Origin of the sequence: Streptomyces sp. YPW6 (assembly GCF_018866325.1) — a bacterium.
GTDB lineage: Bacteria > Actinomycetota > Actinomycetes > Streptomycetales > Streptomycetaceae > Streptomyces.
In genome coordinates, this window is record NZ_CP076457.1 from 3,032,036 (window position 1) to 3,051,184 (window position 19,149).

Annotated in this window: 17 protein-coding genes; 9 read left to right on the forward strand and 8 right to left on the reverse strand. The window is 73.8% G+C overall.

Annotation, left to right across the window (positions count from 1 at the left end; translation table 11 throughout):
• The first annotated feature begins 252 nt into the window (after positions 1–252).
• From KME66_RS13210 to KME66_RS13220, 3 genes are all read left to right on the forward strand, one after another.
• The gene (locus KME66_RS13210; RefSeq protein WP_216322075.1) at positions 253–2,481 is read left to right on the forward strand and encodes an acetate--CoA ligase family protein; all 2,229 of its coding nucleotides are present in this window, start codon (positions 253–255) and stop codon (positions 2,479–2,481) included.
• Positions 2,472–3,314 (forward strand): enoyl-CoA hydratase-related protein, encoded by an 843-nt coding sequence (locus KME66_RS13215; protein WP_073219861.1) that lies wholly within the window; start codon positions 2,472–2,474, stop codon positions 3,312–3,314. The genes KME66_RS13210 and KME66_RS13215 overlap by 10 nt, the downstream gene beginning before the upstream one ends.
• A 64-nt stretch (positions 3,315–3,378) precedes the next feature.
• On the forward strand, positions 3,379–3,978 hold the full coding sequence (locus KME66_RS13220) for a flavin reductase family protein (RefSeq protein WP_216329310.1): 600 nt from the start codon (positions 3,379–3,381) through the stop codon (positions 3,976–3,978).
• Between the two features lie 186 nt (positions 3,979–4,164).
• Here the strand turns inward: KME66_RS13220 and KME66_RS13225 are convergent, their stop codons facing one another.
• The gene (locus tag KME66_RS13225) at positions 4,165–6,945 is read right to left on the reverse strand and encodes a BTAD domain-containing putative transcriptional regulator (protein WP_253208317.1); all 2,781 of its coding nucleotides are present in this window, start codon (positions 6,943–6,945) and stop codon (positions 4,165–4,167) included.
• A 382-nt stretch (positions 6,946–7,327) separates the two neighbouring features.
• Between KME66_RS13225 and KME66_RS13230 the strand changes: the two genes are divergently transcribed.
• From KME66_RS13230 to KME66_RS13240, 3 genes are read left to right on the forward strand one after another with little or no spacing between them, the layout of a single operon-like run.
• Complete coding sequence (locus tag KME66_RS13230) at positions 7,328–7,729, forward strand: CU044_2847 family protein (protein ID WP_253208318.1); 402 nt, start codon at positions 7,328–7,330, stop codon at positions 7,727–7,729.
• On the forward strand, positions 7,726–9,288 hold the full coding sequence (locus KME66_RS13235) for a serine protease (protein WP_216322078.1): 1,563 nt from the start codon (positions 7,726–7,728) through the stop codon (positions 9,286–9,288). Before KME66_RS13230 ends, KME66_RS13235 begins: the two co-directional genes overlap by 4 nt.
• Complete coding sequence (locus KME66_RS13240) at positions 9,225–9,647, forward strand: hypothetical protein (protein WP_216322081.1); 423 nt, start codon at positions 9,225–9,227, stop codon at positions 9,645–9,647. The genes KME66_RS13235 and KME66_RS13240 overlap by 64 nt, the downstream gene beginning before the upstream one ends.
• Here the strand turns inward: KME66_RS13240 and KME66_RS13245 are convergent.
• Both KME66_RS13245 and KME66_RS13250 read right to left on the reverse strand, forming a co-directional pair.
• Entirely contained in the window at positions 9,637–10,959 is a 1,323-nt protein-coding gene (locus tag KME66_RS13245; RefSeq protein WP_216322084.1) for an MFS transporter, read from the reverse strand. The two genes, KME66_RS13240 and KME66_RS13245, sit on opposite strands and share 11 nt — an antisense overlap.
• A 151-nt stretch (positions 10,960–11,110) precedes the next feature.
• Positions 11,111–11,575 carry a DUF2809 domain-containing protein gene (locus KME66_RS13250; RefSeq protein ID WP_216322087.1) on the reverse strand — a complete coding sequence of 155 codons (465 nt, stop codon included), beginning with the start codon at positions 11,573–11,575 and terminating at the stop codon, positions 11,111–11,113.
• 71 nt (positions 11,576–11,646) lie between these two features.
• Here KME66_RS13250 and KME66_RS13255 point away from each other — a divergent pair, with 71 nt between their 5' ends.
• On the forward strand, positions 11,647–12,639 hold the full coding sequence (locus KME66_RS13255; RefSeq protein WP_216322090.1) for a GlxA family transcriptional regulator: 993 nt from the start codon (positions 11,647–11,649) through the stop codon (positions 12,637–12,639).
• Between the two features lie 162 nt (positions 12,640–12,801).
• Here KME66_RS13255 and KME66_RS13260 read toward each other — a convergent pair whose 3' ends face one another.
• The gene (locus KME66_RS13260; RefSeq protein WP_216322093.1) at positions 12,802–13,455 is read right to left on the reverse strand and encodes a TetR/AcrR family transcriptional regulator; all 654 of its coding nucleotides are present in this window, start codon (positions 13,453–13,455) and stop codon (positions 12,802–12,804) included.
• Positions 13,456–13,593: 138 nt separating this feature from the next.
• Here KME66_RS13260 and KME66_RS13265 point away from each other — a divergent pair, with 138 nt between their 5' ends.
• Complete coding sequence (locus KME66_RS13265) at positions 13,594–14,223, forward strand: SRPBCC family protein (RefSeq protein ID WP_216322098.1); 630 nt, start codon at positions 13,594–13,596, stop codon at positions 14,221–14,223.
• Between the two features lie 10 nt (positions 14,224–14,233).
• On the opposite strand, the gene KME66_RS13270 is transcribed toward KME66_RS13265, so the two are convergent.
• The 3 genes from KME66_RS13270 to KME66_RS13280 form a co-directional block, all read right to left on the reverse strand.
• Entirely contained in the window at positions 14,234–15,283 is a 1,050-nt protein-coding gene (locus KME66_RS13270; protein WP_073219847.1) for a Zn-dependent alcohol dehydrogenase, read from the reverse strand.
• The gene (locus KME66_RS13275; protein ID WP_216322101.1) at positions 15,280–16,404 is read right to left on the reverse strand and encodes an acyl-CoA dehydrogenase family protein; all 1,125 of its coding nucleotides are present in this window, start codon (positions 16,402–16,404) and stop codon (positions 15,280–15,282) included. Before KME66_RS13275 ends, KME66_RS13270 begins: the two co-directional genes overlap by 4 nt.
• 120 nt (positions 16,405–16,524) lie before the next feature.
• Positions 16,525–17,502, reverse strand: a complete 978-nt coding sequence (locus KME66_RS13280; RefSeq protein ID WP_216322104.1) for an SDR family oxidoreductase — start codon at positions 17,500–17,502, stop codon at positions 16,525–16,527.
• An 83-nt stretch (positions 17,503–17,585) separates the two neighbouring features.
• Here KME66_RS13280 and KME66_RS13285 point away from each other — a divergent pair, with 83 nt between their 5' ends.
• The gene (locus KME66_RS13285) at positions 17,586–18,512 is read left to right on the forward strand and encodes a cyclase family protein (RefSeq protein WP_216322107.1); all 927 of its coding nucleotides are present in this window, start codon (positions 17,586–17,588) and stop codon (positions 18,510–18,512) included.
• Between the two features lie 44 nt (positions 18,513–18,556).
• On the opposite strand, the gene KME66_RS13290 is transcribed toward KME66_RS13285, so the two are convergent.
• A complete protein-coding gene (locus tag KME66_RS13290) occupies positions 18,557–19,060 on the reverse strand; it encodes an ATP-binding protein (RefSeq protein WP_216322110.1) in 504 nt (167 codons plus the stop codon).
• Positions 19,061–19,149: the final 89 nt, after the last annotated feature.

Genomic DNA, 19,149 nt, shown 5'->3' on the forward strand with positions numbered 1-19,149 from the left:
CCCGACCCGGTCGGGTGCAGGACACACCCGCCCGACCGCCTCGGCCGGCCCCCCGCCCCCGCCTCGCTCGGCGAGGGACCCCAGAAGCCCGCCGCGACCACGAGCCACAGCTTCGCCCCGCGTGACCGTGTGAGCCTTTGCCCGCACACCCATTCCTGACGCAGCGTCAGTTCAGTAACCTGACAGTGCGTCAGTTCATAGGCCGGACCCGTCCGTTCCCGGGCGGGCCATCGAGCAGGAGTGGGCGGAACGATGCTTGGATCGACTCACGGCACCCTCACCACCGACTTCCGCGCCCGGGTGGTGGCCTGCGGCGAAGAGCCGCACGCCGCCGTCGTCAGCCTGCCCACCGCCACACGGCAGGGCGGCCTGGACGTCAGCGGACGTCCGCTGCACCTGCCCGTGCCCGACCTGGACCGCTTCTTCCGGCCCCGATCGGTGGCCGTCGTCGGGGCCTCGGACGCCGAGGGCCGCCCCAACACCGGCATCACCCGGCAGCTGATCGCCTGGGCCGAGCGCGTCGGCGCCCGGCTGCACCCGGTGCACCCGGACCGGCCCGCCGTGTTCGGCCGGGAGTGCGTGCCCTCGGTCGCCGGACTGCCCGAGCCCGTCGACCTCGCGGTCCTGCTGGTCGCGGACCCGCTCCCGGTGATCGAGGAGCTCGGCGAGGCCAAGGTGCCCTTTGCCGTCGCGTTCGCCTCCGGGTTCGCCGAGACCGGGGAGGCGGGCGCGGCCGCCCAGGCCCGGCTGGCGGCGGCCGTGGAGCGGTCCGGGCTGCGGCTGCTGGGGCCGAACACCAACCTGAACGCCTTCGAGCGCTTCCGGGACGACCTGGAGGGCCCCGCCATCGCCCTGATCACCCAGTCCGGGCACCAGGGCCGCCCGCTGCACGCCCTCCAGGAGCTGGGGATCCGGCTCTCGCACTGGGCCCCCACGGGCAACGAGGCGGATCTGGAGACCGCCGACTTCCTGGCGTACTTCGCCCAGCTCCCCGAGGTCGGGGCGGTCGCCTGCTACGTCGAGGGGCTCAAGGACGGCCGCTCCTTCCTGCTCGCCGCCGACCGGGCCGCCCGCGCGAAGGTCCCCGTCGTCGCCGTGAAGGTGGGCCGCACCGACGCCGGGACCGAGGCCGCCGCCTCGCACACCGGGAAGCTGACCGGGGCGGACCAGGTGGTCGACGCGGCGATGCGGCAGTTCGGGGTGGTCCGGGTGGACGGCCTGGACGAACTCCAGGACACCGCGACCCTGCTGGCCCGCGCCCGCCCGCCGAAGGCCGAGGGGGTGGCCGTCTGCTCCATCTCCGGCGGCACCGGCGCGCACTTCGCGGACCTGGCGACGGCGGCCGGGCTCACCCTGCCCACGCTGTCACCGCGGAAGCAGGCCGAACTGCACACCTGGATACCGGAGTACCTCAGCGTCGCCAATCCGGTCGACAACGGCGGCCACCCGGTCGGGGACTGGCGCGGCCGGAAGATCATCGACGCGATCCTCGCGGACCCGTCGGTCGGCGTGCTGATCTGTCCGATCACCGGCCCGTTCCCCCCGATGAGCGACCGGCTCGCCCAGGACCTGGCGGACGCGGCGGAGGCCACCGACAAGCTGATCTGCGTCGTGTGGGGCTCCCCCGTCGGCACCGAGGACGCCTACCGCACGACCCTGCTGGGCTCCTCGCGCCTCGCCACCTTCCGTACGGCACGCAACTGCGTCACCGCCGTGAAGGCCTACCTGGACCACCACCGCTTCACCGAGCGCTACCGCTCCCCCTTCGAGGACGCCCCGCGCACCCCGTCACCCTCCTTCCGCAAGGCGCAGAACCTGCTGCGGCCGGGCGAGCAGCTCAGCGAGCACGCCGCGAAGCAGCTCCTGCGGGCGTACGGGATCCGGGTGCCGCGGGAGCAGTTGGTGACGAGCGCGGCCGGCGCCGTTCGGGCCGCCGGGCCGGTCGGCTACCCGGTGGTGATGAAGGCGTCCGGACCCCGGCTCGCCCACAAGACGGAGCTGGGCCTGGTGAAGGTCGGCCTCACCTCGGCCAGCCAGGTCCGGGACGCCTACCGCGAGCTGACCGACATCGCCCGGTACGAATCGGTGGACCTGGACGGCATCCTGGTCTGCCAGATGATCGACCGGGGCGTCGAGATGATGGTCGGGGTCACCCACGACGCCCTGTTCGGCCCGACCGTCACGGTGGGGCTCGGCGGGGTCCTGGTGGAGGTCCTGCACGACGCGGCGGTCCGGGTCCCGCCGTTCGGCGAGCGGGACGCCCGGGACATGCTCGGCGAGCTGCGCGGCCGGGCCCTGCTGGAGGGGGTGCGCGGCGGGGCCCCCGTCGATGTGGACGCCCTGGTGGAAGTGGTGCTGCGGGTCCAGCGCATGGCTCTGGAGCTGGGCGACGACCTGACCGAGCTGGACGTCAACCCGCTGGTGGTGCTGGGCCGCGGCCAGGGCGCGGTGGCCCTGGACGCGCTGGCGGTGTGCCGGTGAGCGGGCGCCGCGCGGACGTCACGCCGTCGGCCTCCGCGCCCCCCGAAGCCACCGTGCTGCACGCCCTCGCCGGCGGTGTCTCGCGGATCACCCTCAACCGGCCCGAGGCCATGAACGCCGTGACCTGGGCGCAGCGGGAGCGGATCATCGACCTGCTGGCCGAGGCCTCCGCCGACCCCGCCGTCCGGGCCGTCGTGCTCACCGCCACCGGCCGGGGGTTCTGCGCCGGCGCCGATCTGCGCGCCACCCCGGCCCCGGCCCGCGAACGCGCCCCCGGGGACGTGGCCCGGACCATCCGGCTGGGCGCGCAGCGGCTGATCGCCGCCGTACTGGACTGCGAGAAGCCGGTGATCGCCGCCGTGAACGGCACGGCGGCCGGGATCGGCGCGCATCTGGCGTTCGCCTGCGATCTGGTCCTGGCGGCCGACACCGCGACGTTCGTCGAGGTCTTCGTACGGCGCGGACTCGTCCCGGACGGCGGCGGGGCCTACCTGCTGCCCCGGCTGGTGGGCCCGCAGCGGGCGAAGGAGCTGATGTTCTTCGGGGACGCACTGCCGGCGGCGGACGCGGAGCGGATGGGACTGGTCAACCGCACAGTACCCGCAGGGGAGTTGGCGGCACTGACCGAGGAGTGGGCGGACCGGCTGGCGCAGGGCCCCACCCGGGCCGTCGCCCTGGCCAAGCAGCTGGTGAACGCGTCCCTGGACGGCGACCGGGCCACGGCGTTCGCGGCCGAGGCGGCGGCCCAGGAGATCAACATGACCACGCGGGACGCCGACGAGGGCGTGGCGTCCTTCGTCGAGCGCCGGCCGGCGGCGTACCGGGGCCGCTGACATCCGGCACCTTCACATCTGACGAACCGTCAGCTCTAATGGAGGTGTGATGGGACACGCAGGCATGGCCGCCACCGCCGTCCGGTACCTCAGATCTGTCGGCTCCGCCACGGCCGCCGCCCCGGCGGCACCGCCGGGGGCGCTGCCCCGCCCGGACCTCAGGGCGGTCCCGGACGACGAGCGGCCGCCGGTCGCACCGGCCGAATTCCGGCGTGTGCTGGGCCACTTCGCCAGCGGCGTCACCGTGGTCACCACCCGCGACGCGGACGGGCCGGCGGGCTTCGCCTGCCAGTCCTTCGCCTCGCTCTCACTGGACCCGCCGCTGGTGTCCTTCATGGTCGCCCGTACGTCGACGACCTGGCCGCGCATCGCCCGCGCCGGGGCGTTCTGCGTGAACATCCTGGGAGCGGAGCAGGGCGCGCTGTGCCGGGGGTTCGCGGTGAGCGGGGCGGACAAGTTCGCCGGGGTGCCGTACGGGGAGGCCGCCGCGACCGGATCACCGCTGCTGGACGGCGTGCCCGCCTGGATCGACTGCCGGGTCCACGCCGTCCACACCGGCGGCGACCACCTCATCGTGGTGGGCCGGGTGGAGGCCCTGGGCGCGGCGGAGGAGGGAGATCCACTGCTGTTCCACCGGGGGGCGTTCGGCCGGTTCAGCCCCTGAGCCGGAGAGCGGGCGGTTCGTCGGCTGCGTCCGCCGGACATCCCCGGAGTCACCGCGTCCGGGGGTACCGGCTCGGGGTCGTCATGCAGCGGCGGTGGCTCTCGAAGCCGGACGACGTCTCCGGCGCCTTCCGGCACTTTCCTGCACCCTCGGACGCCGTGGCATCGACCGGAACTCTCTGCCGGATCACTTCGGACGGGGACGGCGTACCCGGGTGCTGTGCACGGCGAGCACGGTCCGGAACTGCTCGCGTGCTTCACGTATGCGGCCCGCCGACAGACAGGCGCTGCCCAGACGGCTGCGGATGTCCATCTCCAGCCACGCGTAACTGGGTTCGGTGCGGGGCGACAGCAACTGGCGCTGGAGGAAGAGAGCCTGGCCGTGGAGGGCGATGGCGACGTCGGTGTTGCCCACGCCTTCCTCCGCGGTACCCAGCCGAGTCAGGCTGCGTACGGCGAGGAAGGCGTCCCCGCCCTGCTGGACCAGGTCGACCGCGCGGTGGAGCAGGAGCTTGGCCTCGTGGTACCGGCCGAGGCGGAGGTGGACGTCGGCGGCGCAGCTCAGGGGCCTCCCCAGCATGCGCGGCCTTCCGTCCTCCTCTGCATGGGCGAGGGCGCCCGCGAAGCAGGGCAGCGCCTCCTCGTCGCGCCCCTCGAAATAGTGGGCCAGACCGAGGATGACGCCTGCCATCGAGGCGACCCAGTGACTGTGCAGCCGGTCGGCCAGTTCCACCGCAGCCGTGGCGTGGACGACGGCCTGATGGCCCTCGCCCACGCTCAGTGCGAGGGCGGCGAGCCCGGTGAGGGTGCGGACCTCCTCGTGCGGGTCGGGATGGCGTCGGGCGAGGTCCAGCGCATCGGTCAGCAGACTGCGCGCCTGGGTGTACCGGCGTTCGTGCAGAGCGGTGTAGCCCAGGCAGTTGCGCAGGGCGGCGGGCATCCGCCGGTCGGTGGCCCCGTCCACGTGCGCCAGGGCGATCTCCAGGGCGGTCCGGCATTCGTGGTAGCGGCCCTGGCGCACGAAGTAGTCGCAGAGCGCCTCGGCGATCCAGCAGGCGTGATCGGCTTCGCCGAGGGCGGCTGCGTGTCCGACGACATCGACGAGTTCGCCACCCGCCGCGTCCAGCCAAGCCTCTGCCTCCTCCCAGCGGGTGAACGGCGCCGCGACGGGCCGAGGTCCCGTGGGAAAGCCGGCGGGGCTCCAGTCGCTGGCGAGCCGGGCGGCGCTCAGGTAGAGGCCCAGGGCCGCCGAGCGCGCGGGCGCCGCCTCGGCGGACACGTCCTGCGCGAGGCGGCGCGCGTGCACCCGGACCAGATCGTGCAGGCGGTAACGGCCCGGACGCGGCTGCTGCAGGAGGCTGGTGTCGACGAGATCCTCCAGGACGTGTTCGGTGGCCTGCAGCGGCTCATCGAGCATGACCGCCGGGGTCAGGCGGTCGAACTCGACGGTCGGGGTCAGCCCCAGGGCACGGAAGGCTCGCTGCTGCTCGGGCGTCAACTGGTCGTACGACAGGCGGAAGGCGGATTCCACGCTCCGGTCCCCGGCGGTGAGCTCGCCGAGCAGGTGCTCGTCGTCCGTCATCCGGCCCACCAGGTATTCCACCGTCCAGCCGTCACGGTTCTGCAGTCGCGATCCGGCGATGCGCAGGGCCAGCGGCAGTCCGTCACACAGTCCGGCCAGCTGCCGCGTCGCCTCCGGCTCCCGCCCCGCCCGGTCCGCTCCGACGATGTGCGTCAGCAGGGACGTGGCGTCCCCCGGCCCCAGGGGTTCGAGGGTCACCCGGTGGTCGGCGTCCAGGCCCGCCAGTCGACGCCGCCCCGCGACCAGGACCCTGCTCTCCGCCCCGGCGGGCAGCAGCGGTCGGATCTGGCCGACATCCAAGGCGTCGTCCAGCACGAGCAGCAGGCGTAACCGGCTGGTCTCCGCGCGCCAGACCGCGGTGAGTCCGTCGAGATCGCTCGGCAGCTCGCCCCGGGCCGCGCCGAGCGAGCGCAACAGGTGCTGCAGCGCTCGCTCCGGTGACTGCCGTCGCCGGGTGCTGTGCGCGCGCAGGTCCACGTACAGGCAGCCGTCCGGATAGCCGGCGCTGAGCTCACGGGCGGCACGTACGACGAGGGCGGTCTTGCCGACCCCGGCCGGGCCGTCCACCGTCAGGACCGACACGGATCCGGGTGCGGTGGACGCGGTGAGCCGGGCCAGCTCGTTCACCCGCCCGAACAGTCCGCCGCCGTCGCCGGGCAGTTCGTTGACCGGCCGGTGAGGCCATGGCCGAGGACCGAGCGCGGCTGCGCCCTCCGCCGCCGGGCCGACGAGGCGGTCGTCCTGGTTCAGCACCGCCTCGTACATCCCGCGGGCCGCCGGGCCGGGGTCGATGCCGAGTTCCTCTCGCAGCCGGCTCCGCAGACGCTCGTAGGCGTTCAGAGCTTCGGCCTGGCGTCCGCCGGCGTACAGCGCGCGCATGTGCAGGGCCAGTACGGATTCGTCGAGCGGGTCGGACGCGGACAGCGCGGCCAGCTCGTCCAGGGTTTCGGGCGAGCGGCCCAGCAGCACGAGGCACTCCAGCCTCTCCAGCCGCAGCGAGAGCCGGCGCTCCAGCAGCCGCCGCCGCTCCTCCTGAGCCCGCTGTCCCGGCAGGCCTGTCAGTGGCTCACCACGGAACAGGGCGAGGGCATCGGTGTACCGGTCCACGGCGACGGCGGTGTCTCCGGAAGCCCTCGCCGTCTGTGCGGAGGCGGCCCGCTCATCCAGGTCACTCACATCGAGCCGGACCCCGTGGCCGGTAAAGCAGTACCAGCCCTTGCCGCTGCGGATCATCGACTCCGCCGGCCCGACCCCTGACCCGTCCAGCGCCTTGCGCAGGGGGAGGATGTGGCTCGGCAGCACTCTGTGGCCCGTTCCCGGCGGCCGTTCGCCCCACAGATCGTCGATCAACTGCTCATGAGTGACCCGGGTGCCGGCGCGCAGCATCAGCGCGGCGAGGACGGACCGGCGTCGAACGGGCCCAAGATCCAGAGATGTTCCGTCTCGCCAGGCCCGGAGCGGGCCGAGCAGGGCGACCCGAAGTCCGTTCCGCCCCCGAGCGGTTCTCCCGTCCACGCGCCCTCCGCTTCCGCACATCACCGAAATTTCATCAGCCTTGCAGCACCCCCGGCCAGGGTGGCGGTGTCGACCTCGCACGACCAGCACATGCGGTCCGCCGGACACCGGGCCGGAAGGCAACCGCGCCCACCGCCCCGGAGCATCGCATCCGGTGCCGACAGCGCCCGCGCGGTGAAGGGTAGTTGGCGAATCAGAGGTCGTCCGACAGCAGAACCGGCTCGGTGCCGGTGCGGACGGAAAAGGGGTGGCCGTGACCTATCTCGTGGAACTGCCGGTCTGTGGGACCGACGGGCGGACAGAAGTCGTGAAGGTACGGGTCGAGGCCGAGGGGGAAGGTCTGGTGAGGGTCGCCCGACCCGGTCAGGTCGTCGCGCGGGCCACGCGCTCGCTCGGCGAGATGGTGACCTCGGTCCGGCCGGTCGCCCAGAACTTCGTCGACGGCTTCCGCGGCATGGCCGACGGACCCGACGAGATCAGCGTCGAGTTCGGCCTCAGTCTGTCGGCCGAGGCCGACGTGGTGATCTCCAGCAGCTCCGCGGAGGCCAACTTCACCGTCTCGCTGGTCTGGACCCGCCCTCCCTCCGATCGGCTCGCTGCCCCGCACCCGGCCGATCCGGACAGCGGCCCGGCCGGGAGCGGGGCAGCGGCATGACAGCGACGGGGACACGCACCGACGCCCTCGAAGCAGGGGTGCTCCAGATCCGCGGCCGGCGGGGAGAAGCGGTTGGCCTGGGGTTCCTGATCACCGATGAGCTGGCCCTGACCTGCGCCCATGTCGTCAGCGCAGCCCTCGGCACGGCCCACGGCGCCGAGCCCGCCGCCGACGCCCGGATCGACGTCGCGCTTCCGCTGCTGCGCGCACCTGTCCCCGGCGTCCCGGACAGCGCGCCACGGATCACGGCGGACGTCGAGCACTGGATCCCGCCCCAGCCGTCGGGGGCCGGAGACATGGCCGTACTGCGCCTGGGAACGGTGGTGCGGGACAGCCGGCCCATCCGCCTCGTGGACGAACCGCACGTGTGGAATCACCCGGCGCGGGTCTTCGGATTCCCGGCGGGCCGGCCGGGGGGCGTGTGGCACGCGGCCCTGCTCCGCGCTCGTCAGGCGCACGGGTGGATCCAGGCCGATCTGGCCGCGGGCGGCTACCGGGTGTCCGGCGGCTTCAGCGGCAGCCCGGTGTGGGACGACGAACTCCGTGGTGTCGTGGGCATGATGGCGGTGGCGGAGGAGGGCGATCCACCGGCCAGCTATCTGATCCCGACGGCCGGTCTGCTGGACTCCTGGCCGGGGTTGCGCCCCCTGGTGTCGCCCCCGTCGCCTCTCCGGTCCCCGGCGTCGTTCCAGGAGGGCGACGCCGTCCTCGGCCCGATGAGCGCCGACCGGCTGCGCGACATCATCACCCCTCTGGCGGAGGCCGTCCCCGGCGTCGACGACGAACCCCGCCTCGTCGACCGCATCCTCGCCCACTCCGGGGCCGAACCCGGCGTGCCGCCCTTGCTCGGCTTCGCACTCGACCAGCTGCGGCGGGAGGCACACGAAAGGCTCACCCACGAGGCGTACGCCAACATCGGCGGCGTCGCCGAAGCGCTGTACGACCACCTCGTCGAGGTCTGGGCCGCCCACGGCCGGGAGGCCGACGAGAAGGCGGCGCTGCGGCTGATCACTCAGCTCATCCGGGTGCCCCCGGAGTCAGGAGACGTCGCCCGGAGCGTCGCCACCCGTACCGAACTCGGCGCCCGGGAGCGGCACGTCACGCAGCGCCTCGCCGTCGCCCGTCTCCTCGTCACCGGCCGGGACGCCGGGGTGGCCGAAACGGTCGAACCGGCCCACGAGGCGCCCATCTCCAGCGGGGACAAGCGGGCCGGCCGGGCCACGGAGGACCGGTCCTTCCTGGCCCGGCGTGAGGCCCTGCGCCACGCCATGCGCCACTGGACCGCCACCGCACGCCAGCCCGACCCGCTGCCGAGCGTCGACGCCCTGGCGGGCGCCAAGCTGTGGCTGGGCAGCCGCGGACCCGAAGTCAACCGGGCCGAGCGGGAGTTCCTCATGCTCGGCGCAGCCCATCAGCGTGCGCGGGGCCGCAGGCGGCGGGCGGTCAGGGCCGGCTGCGGCGTCCTCGTCACCCTCGCGGTGCTGTTGTTCGGACGATGCCCGCGTCCACGCGACAGCAGAGCGAGGAACGCCAGGCACTCGCCGCCTCGCCTTCCCTGACCCGGCTCCCGCAGGACCGGGCGCAGTTCGCCCCGGCACTGTCGGTGAAGACGGAGCTCACGGCGTACGACACCGCGCCCACCCAGGGGGCAAGCAGCCGGCTCCTGCGGCAGCACCTCGGCCTCCCGGGATCGACCCGCGCGCTCTCCGGACTGCTCCCCAGGGTCCGGCAGTTCCGGACGGGCCGGGACGGGGACATCGTCTCCACCCGGTCGGTCCCGGGCCGCGCGACGCTGTTCATGAACTCCCTCACCGACGACATGCGCGTCGAGCACCTCCCGCAAGGCGGTGTCCACAGTGAGGGTCTCGGCCGACGGCAGCCGTGTCGCTTGCGTCGGCGACGACGGTTCAGCCCCTGACGACGGGTTCCTCCGGCGCCCGGGTGCGGCGGATCACCAGCGACATCAGCGCCGCCATCGCGCACAGCGCACCGGCCGCGTACCAGACCACGTCGTAGCTGCCGAACACGTCCCGCGCGACCCCGCCGAGGAACGCGACCACCGCCGCGCCCACCTGGTGCGAGGCCAGCACCCAGCCGAAGACGATCGCGCTGTCGTCGCCGTACTGCTCGCGGCACAGCGCCAGCGTCGGCGGGACCGTGGCGACCCAGTCCAGACCGTAGAACACGATGAAGAAGACCATCGGCGGCCGCACGTCGGGGGCGAGGAGCATCGGCAGGAACAGCAGCGAGACGCCGCGCAGCGCGTAGTAGACGGCGAGGAGTCTGCGGGCGTCGAAGCGGTCGGTGAGCCAGCCGGAGAAGATCGTGCCGATGACGTCGAAGACGCCGATCACGGCGAGCAGGGAGGCCGCCACGGTGATGGGCATGTGATGGTCGTGGGCGGAGGGCACGAAGTGGGTGCGGATCAGGCCGTTGGTGGTGGCCCCGCAGATCGCGAAGGCTCCCGCCAGCAGCCAGAACGGTCCGGTGCGGGCCGCGTCGAACAGCACGCGTACCGCGCGGCGCGCGGCGCCCTTGGCCGGGGCGGGCTTCGCCGTGTACGGACCGCCGTACGGGGCGAGCCCCACGTCGGCCGGGTGGTCGCGCATCAGGAGCCAGACGAAGGGCACGACGACGAGGGAGGCCAGGCCGACGGTGACCGAGGCGGGCCGCCAGCCGTGTTCGTCGACGATCCAGGCGCAGAGCGGCAGGAAGACCAGCTGCCCGGAGGCCCCGGCCGCGGTGAGGATGCCGGTGACCAGACCCCGGCGGGCCACGAACCAGCGGTTGGTGACGGTCGCGGCGAACGCCATCGCCATCGATCCGGTGCCGAGGCCGACCAACAGGCCCCAGTAGATCATCAGCTGCCAGGAAGCCGTCATCCAGACACTGGCGATCGCCCCGGCCGCCACCATGGTGAGCGCCAGCGCCACGACCCGCCGGATGCCGAAGCGGTCCATGAGCGCGGCGGCGAAGGGAGCGGTCAGTCCGTACAGCGCCATGTCGATGGAGACCGCGAGCCCGATCTCCCCCCGCGACCAGCCGAATTCGGTGTGGAGCGGGTCGATGAGCAGGCCGGGCAGGGAGTTGAAGGCCGCGCCGCCGATGATCGTCACGAAGGTGACGGCGGCGACGAGCCACGCCCGGTGGATGCGGGGGCGGGGACGGCGGTGCTCCTCGCGGGGCGGACGACGGTCGTCCCGGGCTGCGCTTTCGATGGTCTCGGTCACGTGGACCAGCTTCTTGGCCGGGGACTTTCCCCACGAGTGGCCTGGAGGACACGGTTCGCAGGAATCGGGCCACGGCGGCCACGGTCCGGCGCGGGCCCGGACCGGGTCATGCCACAGCCCCGGACCGGGTCAGTCGCGGGCCCGGACCGGGTCAGTCGCGCCCCCGGGACACCGCACCGAGCACCGCCCACGCACCGGCCGCGCCCACCGCGTACCAGAACAGGTCCGGGGCGTTGAACGTCGAGCCGAGGACCAGCCGGGCCGCCGTGCTGTGCGCCGACAGCTCCGCCGGTACGCCGGTGAGCTGCGCGAACTCCACCATCCAGCTCAGTCCCAGCGCCGTGGCGGCCACCGTGAAGGGCCGCGCGCGGGGCACGCAGAAGGCGACGAGCGCACAGAGCAGCACCGTGTAGAGCGCGCTCCCGGCGTACTTGGCGAAGGCGCCGTCCGTCGCGGCGCGCACGGCGAGGCCCGCGGCGACGGTGCCGGCCGCGGCCCCCGCCGCGACCGCGCGCGCCGCGAGATCACGGGCAGGCCGCGAAGGGGGCGGCGGGGGTCTGCGGGTGGCGTGGTCCCCGCCGGGAACGGACGCGGGCTCTGTCGGCTTCTCACTCACGTCGCTAACCTGTATCAGCTCATGGTCTATACCAGCCACTGCCCGCCCCGGTGATCTTCGAGGAGGCCGTCGTGCCGCACCGCGTCGTCGTCCTGGCTCTCGACGGACTGCTCCCCTTCGAACTGGGCATTCCCCAGCGGATCTTCGGCCGCTCCCTCGGCACCGGGCCGGACGGCGGGGACGGGAAGCTGTACGACGTGGTCACCTGCTCGGTCCGCCCGCCCGGCCCGGTCAGGACCGACGCGGACTTCGCGGTCCTCGTGGAGCACGGCCCGGAGGCGCTCGCCGCCGCCGACACCGTCGTCGTCCCCGCCTCCTACGAGCTGGGCCCGGTCTTCGAGGAGGGCAGGCTCACCGAGGAGCTGGCCGCCGCGCTCGCCCTGGTCCGGCCCGGCACCCGGATGGTGTCCATCTGCACCGGCAGTTACGTCCTGGCGGCGGCCGGCTACCTCGACGGCCGCCCCGCCACCACGCACTGGGCCTCCGCCGACCACTTCCAGCGGCTCTTCCCGCAGGTCCGCGTCGACCCGGACGTCCTGTTCATCGACGACGGCGACGTCCTCACCTCGGCCGGGGTCGCCGCCGGGATCGACCTCTGCCTGCATCTGGTGCGGCGCGACCACGGGGCGGCCGTCGCGAACGAGATCGCCCGCCGCACGGTCGTGCCCCCGTACCGGGACGGCGGGCAGGCCCAGTACATCCACCGCCCGCTCCCCGAACCGCAGTTCGCGACCACGACCGCCTCGCGGGCCTGGGCGCTGGCCCGGCTGGAGCGGCCGATCCTGCTGCGGGACATGGCGGAGCGGGAGGCCATGAGCGTACGGACGTTCACGCGCCGCTTCCGTGAGGAGGTCGGGATCAGCCCCGGCCAGTGGCTCACCCAGCAGCGGGTGGAGCGGGCCCGCCATCTGCTGGAGTCGACGGACCTGCCCGTCGACCAGGTGGCCCGGGACGCGGGCTTCGGCACGGCGACCTCGCTGCGCCAGCACCTCCAGGCGGCCCTGGGCGTGCCGCCGACGGTCTACCGGCGTACGTTCCGCTCCTCGGCGGACGCCCCGCACTGAGCCGCACGGACCAGGAGCCACGCCTCCAGCGACCCGGGCCCGGCGCCGCACACCGAACCGCCCGGACCGGCACGGCGCACAGCCACCCCGGTCCGGAGCCGGGCGCCCGCCCACCGGGGTCCGGCGTCCCGCACACACCCGGACCCGGCCCCGGCCCCGGCCTCAGTCCGTGCGGCCCACCAGGTCGTCCAGCTCGGCCCGGAACAGCAGGGCCGGGTCGAAGCCCATGCCCGTGAAGTGGCCGGCCAGCTCCAGGGACAGCACTCCGTGCAGCCGGGTCCAGAAGGCGAGGGCCCGCCGCAGCACCCCGGGCGGGGCGGGGTGGTCCCCGGCCCAGTCGCGGTGGTCCGCCAGGTGGGCGGCGAACGGCGAGGCGGGGGCGTCCGGCTCCCAGGCCGTCCAGGCGGTCAGCAGGTCGGTCATGATCTCCTGCGAGATGCCGGTGATCTCGTCGGGCGCGTGGTAGCCGGGGACGGGGGTGCCGTAGATGAGGAAGTACCGGTGGGGGTCCGCCAGGGCCCAGTCGCGCAGGACGTGCGCGAGGGCGGCCGGGTCGGCGCCGGTGGCGGCCGCCGCGCGGACGGCGTCGGCGAGGCTGCGGTAGGCGTCCCGGATGAGCTCGGTGATCAAGTCGTCGCGACCGGCGAAGTAGCGGTAGAGCGCGGGGCCGCTGACGCCCATCCGCTTGGCGATCGCGTTGAGGGAGAGCGCGGAGGCGCCGGCCGTGGCGATCTGCTCCCAGGCGTGTTGCTTGATCTCGGCACGCACCTGGGCGCGGTAGCGCTCGCGCGGGGTCGCGGCGTCGGACTTCGCCATGGGGTGCCGCCTTCCGTCACCACTCCAGCTACTCACTCACCTTTCCGTTAGAAGGTATCACGGACCCTCTTGACCGCCCGACTTGCGGGAGTTACAACTTCTCACTAAGGAGTGAGCCACTAACAGAAGGAGATTCCGATGTCCCGGACCCGCACCGCCACCACCACCGCCGCCGCCCTGCTGACCCTGCCGCTCACCGCCGTCGGGCTCCTCGCCACCGCTGCCGCGCCCGCCGCCGCGCGCCCGGTCCCGTCGCTCACCTGCCGGGGCGAGGGCGTCGACGCCGAGGCCCTGGTCCGCGCCCGCGCCGAGGCCGTGATCGACGCGCCGCTGAGGACCCTCTGGAAGCTCCAGACCGACGTGGAGCGCTGGCCGGGCTGGCAGACCCACGTGACGAGCGCGGACCGCCTCGACCACGGCCCCTTCCGCCCCGGTTCGGCGTTCCGCTGGACCACCCCGGTCCCGCCCAACCCCGCGACCCCCGCCACCAGCCTGGACATCACGTCCACCGTCCGCCAGGTCGAGCGCGGTTCCTGCATCCGGTGGACCGGACCGGCCGTCGGCGAGGGGCTGCGCATCGACGGCGTACACGTGTGGAGCTTCCGGAAGGTTCCGGGCGGCGTCCTCGTCCGCACCGAGGAGACCCACACCGGCGAGCAGGTGGAGGCGAACGTCCCCTACGCCACCGGCGTCCTGAAGCAGGGCCTCGAAGCGTGGGTCGGCGAGCTCAAGGCCGCGGCCGAGGCCCGGTCCTGCCCGCGCGGCTGACCCGGAGGGATCAGAACACCAGCACTCCCCGGGCCACCCGCCCGTGGTGCGCGTCGTCGGCCGCCTTGGCGAAATCCTCCACCGGATAGGTCGCGGTCACCAGTTCGTCCAGCAGCAGCCGGCCCTGCCCGTAGAGGTCCGCGTACCGGGCGATGTCGCGCTGAGGCCGGGAGGAACCGTAGCGGCAGCCCAGGATCGACTTGTCCAGGTACATCGACGAGACCAGGAACGACGCCTCGGCGCCCGCCGCCGGGACGCCCAGCAGCACGGCCTGCCCGTGGCGGTCCAGCAGGTCGATCGCCTGGCGGATCAGCTCGGTGCGCCCGACGCACTCGAAGGCGTGGTCGGCCCCGTCGGGCAGGATGCCGCGCACCCCGTCGGCCGAGGTCAGGAAGTGCGTGGCGCCGAACCGCCGGGCCACCGCCTCCTTCGCCGGGTTGCTGTCGACGGCGACGACGGTGCGCGCACCGGCCAGCCGGGCCCCCTGGAGCACGTTGAGGCCGACGCCTCCGGTGCCGATGACCACGACGGTGTCGCCGAGGCCGACCTTCGCCCGGTTCAGCACCGCCCCGACACCCGTCAGCACGCCGCAGCCGATCAGGGCGGCGGAGGTGAGGGGCAGATCGGCCGGGATCCTGACGGCCTGGACGGCGCGTACCACCGTACGTTCCGCGAAGGCGGAGTTGGAGGCGAACTGGAACACCGGCTCCCCGCCCCGCGAGAAGGGCCGCCCGGGACGTCCGATCGCCTTGCGGCACATGGTGGGCCTGCCCCGGTCGCACTGGGCGCAGGCCCCGCAGTTGGCGAGGGTGGACAGCGCGACGTGGTCACCGGGCCGCACGTGCACGACACCGGGCCCGACCGCTTCCACCACGCCCGCCCCCTCGTGGCCGAGCACGACGGGAGCCGGGAAGGGGATCGTGCCGTCGATCACCGACAGGTCGCTGTGGCAGAGCCCGGCGGCGGCGATCGCCACCAGCACCTCGCCGGGGCCCGGGTCGCGTATCTCCAGGTCGTCGACGACCTCGGTCCGTGTGCCGTCGAAGACGACGCCTCTCATCTCGGCTCCTTCGGTAGGCCGAGCACCCGCTCGGCGATGATGTTCCGCTGGATCTCGTCGGAGCCGCCGTAGATGGTGTCGGCCCGGCTGAAGAGGAACAGGTGCTGGGCGGGGTCGATCTCGTACGGTCGGTCCGCCGTCCACGGCTCGGGGCCGACGGCCCCCGCCTCCCCCGCGACCTCCACCGCCAGCTCCCCCAGCCGCCGGTGCCAGCCGCCCCACAGCAGCTTGGCCACACTGGGCGCGCCCGGGTCGCCGGTGGTGCCGAGGGTGCGCAGGGCGTGGCGGCGCATGGTGTCCAGCTCGGCCCACTGGCGAACGAGCCGGGCCCTGATGACGGGGTCCTCGGCGGCCCCGCTCGCCACGGCGGCGGCGACAACCCGGGCCAGCTCCTCGGCGAACCCGATCTGCTGGGCGAGGGTGGAGACCCCGCGCTCCAGGGCGAGCAGGCCCATGGCCACCCGCCAGCCGTCGCCCTCCCCGCCGACGGTCTCGGTGGCCCGGGCCCCGTCGAAGAACACCTCGTTGAACTCGCTGGTCCCGGTCAGCTGGCGGATCGGCCGCACCTCGATCCGCCCCGGCTGGTCCATGTCCAGGAGCAGGAACGACAGCCCGTGGTGGCGGGTGGAGCCGGGGTCGGTACGGGCGAGGACGAAGCAGAAGTCGGCGTCCCGGGCGAGCGAGGTCCAGATCTTCTGCCCGGTCACGGCGTAGCCGCCGGCGCCGTCGGGGGTGGCCGTGGTACGTATCCCGGCCAGGTCGGACCCCGCGCCCGGTTCGCTGTACCCCTGGCACCAGAGCGTCTCACCGCGGGCGACGGGTGGCAGATGGCGGCGCTTCTGCTCCTCGGTCCCGTACAGGATGAGGGTGGGGGCGAGGAGGTTCTCCCCGATGTGCCCCATGCGGGCGGGGGCGGCGGAGCGGGTGTACTCCTCGGCCCAGACGACCTGCTCGGCGAGGGTGGCGCGGCGGTTGCCGTACGTCTCGCCGTCCGCGCCGGGCCAGCCGATGCCGATCCAGCCGGCCCTGCCCAGCTCGCGCTCCCACGCGCGCGGGTGGGGGGTGGGGGTGTCGGTGAGGCGGTCCGCCAGCCAGGCGCGCACCTCGGTACGGAAGTCCATACGTGCCTCCTGTCCCCGGGGGCTCCGCCCCGCGTTCGAGCCCGTCCGGCGATTGAGGAGCGGGGCCCGCACATCCAGCCCCTCCGGCGATCGGGGAGCGGAGTCCCGGACCCCCGCTCCTCAATCGCCGGAGGGGCTGGGCATACCCCGGTCGTCCCGCGCGGGCCCGCCGGAAGGGCTGGAGGCGTTCGGCCGGGTCCCCGACTTCGCCGCCGCCGCCATCTCCGCCACCCGCGCCAGCATCGGCATCGGGTCCACCCCCACCGTCCCCGGCAGGAAGTCCGCGATCCGTTCCGGGGTCCAGGCCGCTCCCTCCGCGTACCCGGCCCGCAGCTCCCTCGGCTGGGCCCAGACCGCGATCTTCGGGCCCGCGATCGTGTACACCTGACCGGTGATCCCCTCCGCCCGCGCCCGCTCGCTCAGCAGGTAGACGACCAGCGCCGCCACGTCCTCCGGCTCCCCGATCTCCTTCAGTTCCATCGGGACCCCGGCCGACATCCGGGTCCGCGCGACGGGCGCGACCGCGTTCGCCGTGACCCCGTAGCGGTGCAGGCCCAGCGCCGCGCTGCGGACCAGCGAGATGATCCCGCCCTTGGCCGCGCTGTAGTTGGCCTGGGCGACGCTGCCCTGGTGGTTGCCGCTGGTGAAGCCGATCAGCGTGCCCCCGCCCTCCTGCTTCCGCATCACCGCCGACGCGGCCCGGAACACCGTGAACGTGCCCTTCAGATGCGTCGCGAGGACGGGGTCCCACTCCTCCTCGGACATGTTGAACAGCATCCGCTCGCGCAGGATCCCGGCCACGCAGACCACCCCGTCGAGCCGGCCGTACTCCGCCAGCGCCGTGTCCACGATCCGCTGCCCGCCCGCCATCGTGGAGATGTCGTCCGCGACCGCGACCGCCGTGCCGCCCGCCGCCCCGATCTCCTCGACGACGGCCCCGGCGACCTCGCCGGCCGGTTCGGAACCCTCGACGGAGACGCCGTAGTCGTTGACGACGACCCGCGCTCCCTCCGCCGCCGCGGCGAGCGCGACCGCCCGGCCGATGCCCCGGCCGGCCCCCGTCACGGCGACCACCCTCCCTGCCAAGAAGTTCCCCATGCCCGGCCCCTTCCCGCGGTTTCTGACGGACCGTTAGATTTTACGGGCAGTCGCACACCCCGGCACAAGACCCAGGAGGATGCATGTCCCTGCCGGCCGAGTTCCACGAGATCGCGAAGCGCGTGAACAACTGGGGCCGCTGGGGGGCCGACGACGAGCGGGGAACGCTCAACCTCATCACCGACGCCGTCGTGCGCGAGGCGGTGGCGACCGTCCGCACCGGCCGCCGGATACCGCTCGCACTGCCGCTCCGGCACGACGGGGTGCAGAGCGGGCTCATCCCGGGCCGGGTCAACCCGCTGCACACCATGGTCCAGATCAACCAGGAGCTCTTCGGCCCCGGCACGGTCGCCACCAGCGACGACGCCGTCACGATGGGCCTCCAGGCGGCCACCCACTGGGACGCCCTGTCCCACGTCTCGCACAGCGGGAAGATCTACAACGGCCGTCCGGCGGACACGATCACCGCCCACGGCGGGGCCCGGTTCTCGTCCGTCACCGCCGTGGAGCACCTCGTCTCACGCGGGGTGCTGCTGGACGTGGCGCGCGCCCGGGGCGTGGACCGGCTGCCGGGCGACCACGCGATCACACCGGAGGACCTGGCGGCGGCGGAGGAGTTCGGGGGCGTACGCGTACGGGCCGGGGACATCGTGCTCGTACGGACCGGGCAGATGCGCCTCGCACTGGCCGGGGACCGCGAGGCGTACGGCTACCCGTCGCCGGGGCTCTCCGTGCGCACACCCGCGTGGTTCCACGCCCGGGACGCGGCGGCCGTCGCCAACGACACCCTGACCTTCGAGATCTTCCCGCCGGAGATCGCGGACCTGTGGCTGCCCGTGCACGCGCTGCACCTGGTCGAGATGGGCCTGCTCCAGGGCCAGAACTGGAACCTGGAGGCGCTGTCCGCCGCCTGCGCCGAAGAAGGCCGCCACGCCTTCCTGCTCACCGCCGCGCCGGAGCCGTTCGCCGGGGCGACCGGGGCGCCGGTCGCCCCGGTCGCGGTCCTGTAGAGCGGGGCGACGAGCGGTTCACGTCAGGGGGCTCGGGCGTGGGCTCAGGCCAGATTGTCGGTGAAGACGCACACGGGCGGCTCGCACACCTCTCCGCCGCCCTGCACGACCACCCGGGGCGGCTCCGCGCCCCGCACCGGCGCGCTCCGGTCGACCTCGCACCAGATCTGCTTCCCCGCGCCCTCCGGCAGCCAGCCCCAGCGGTCGGCGAGCCCGTCCACCAGCTCCAGGCCCCGGCCGTTGGTGTCCTCGCCCGCGGCGTGCCGCTGGAGCGGCGGGCGGTCGCTGGCGTCGGCGACCTCGACCCGGACGGTCCCGGCCGCGCCGGAGGCGCCGCCCCCGCCGAAGAGCATCCGCAGCACGGCGGGACAGCCCGTGTGGACGACGGCGTTGGTGACCAGCTCCGAGATCAGCAGGATGAGCGTCTCGGCGAGCGGCTCGTCATCCCCTATCCCGGATCCGACCAGGCGCGAGCGCGCCCACCTACGGGCCCGCCCCACCTCTGCGGGATCCGGACCGACCTCCAGCTGAACCTGAAGCACCTGCACCGCTCACACCATCCGAACCGGCGGACACATCGCCTCGCGCCTCCTCAGGGTCACGGAACGTGATTCCCTTACGCGACAGCATGGTTGAC

Bases quoted from the DNA above. Each gene is read 5' to 3' on its own strand.
- KME66_RS13280 (WP_216322104.1), bottom strand. From the start codon at position 17,502: ATGGGGAACTTCTTGGCAGGGAGGGTGGTCGCCGTGACGGGGGCCGGC.
- KME66_RS13260 (WP_216322093.1), bottom strand. From the start codon at position 13,455: ATGGCGAAGTCCGACGCCGCGACCCCGCGCGAGCGCTACCGCGCCCAG.
- KME66_RS13240 (WP_216322081.1), top strand. From the start codon at position 9,225: ATGCCCGCGTCCACGCGACAGCAGAGCGAGGAACGCCAGGCACTCGCC.
- KME66_RS13275 (WP_216322101.1), bottom strand. From the start codon at position 16,404: ATGGACTTCCGTACCGAGGTGCGCGCCTGGCTGGCGGACCGCCTCACC.
- KME66_RS13270 (WP_073219847.1), bottom strand. From the start codon at position 15,283: ATGAGAGGCGTCGTCTTCGACGGCACACGGACCGAGGTCGTCGACGAC.
- KME66_RS13285 (WP_216322107.1), top strand. From the start codon at position 17,586: ATGTCCCTGCCGGCCGAGTTCCACGAGATCGCGAAGCGCGTGAACAAC.
- KME66_RS13225 (WP_253208317.1), bottom strand. From the start codon at position 6,945: ATGCTGCGCGCCGGCACCCGGGTCACTCATGAGCAGTTGATCGACGAT.
- KME66_RS13210 (WP_216322075.1), top strand. From the start codon at position 253: ATGCTTGGATCGACTCACGGCACCCTCACCACCGACTTCCGCGCCCGG.
- KME66_RS13265 (WP_216322098.1), top strand. From the start codon at position 13,594: ATGTCCCGGACCCGCACCGCCACCACCACCGCCGCCGCCCTGCTGACC.
- KME66_RS13235 (WP_216322078.1), top strand. From the start codon at position 7,726: ATGACAGCGACGGGGACACGCACCGACGCCCTCGAAGCAGGGGTGCTC.
- KME66_RS13220 (WP_216329310.1), top strand. From the start codon at position 3,379: ATGGCCGCCACCGCCGTCCGGTACCTCAGATCTGTCGGCTCCGCCACG.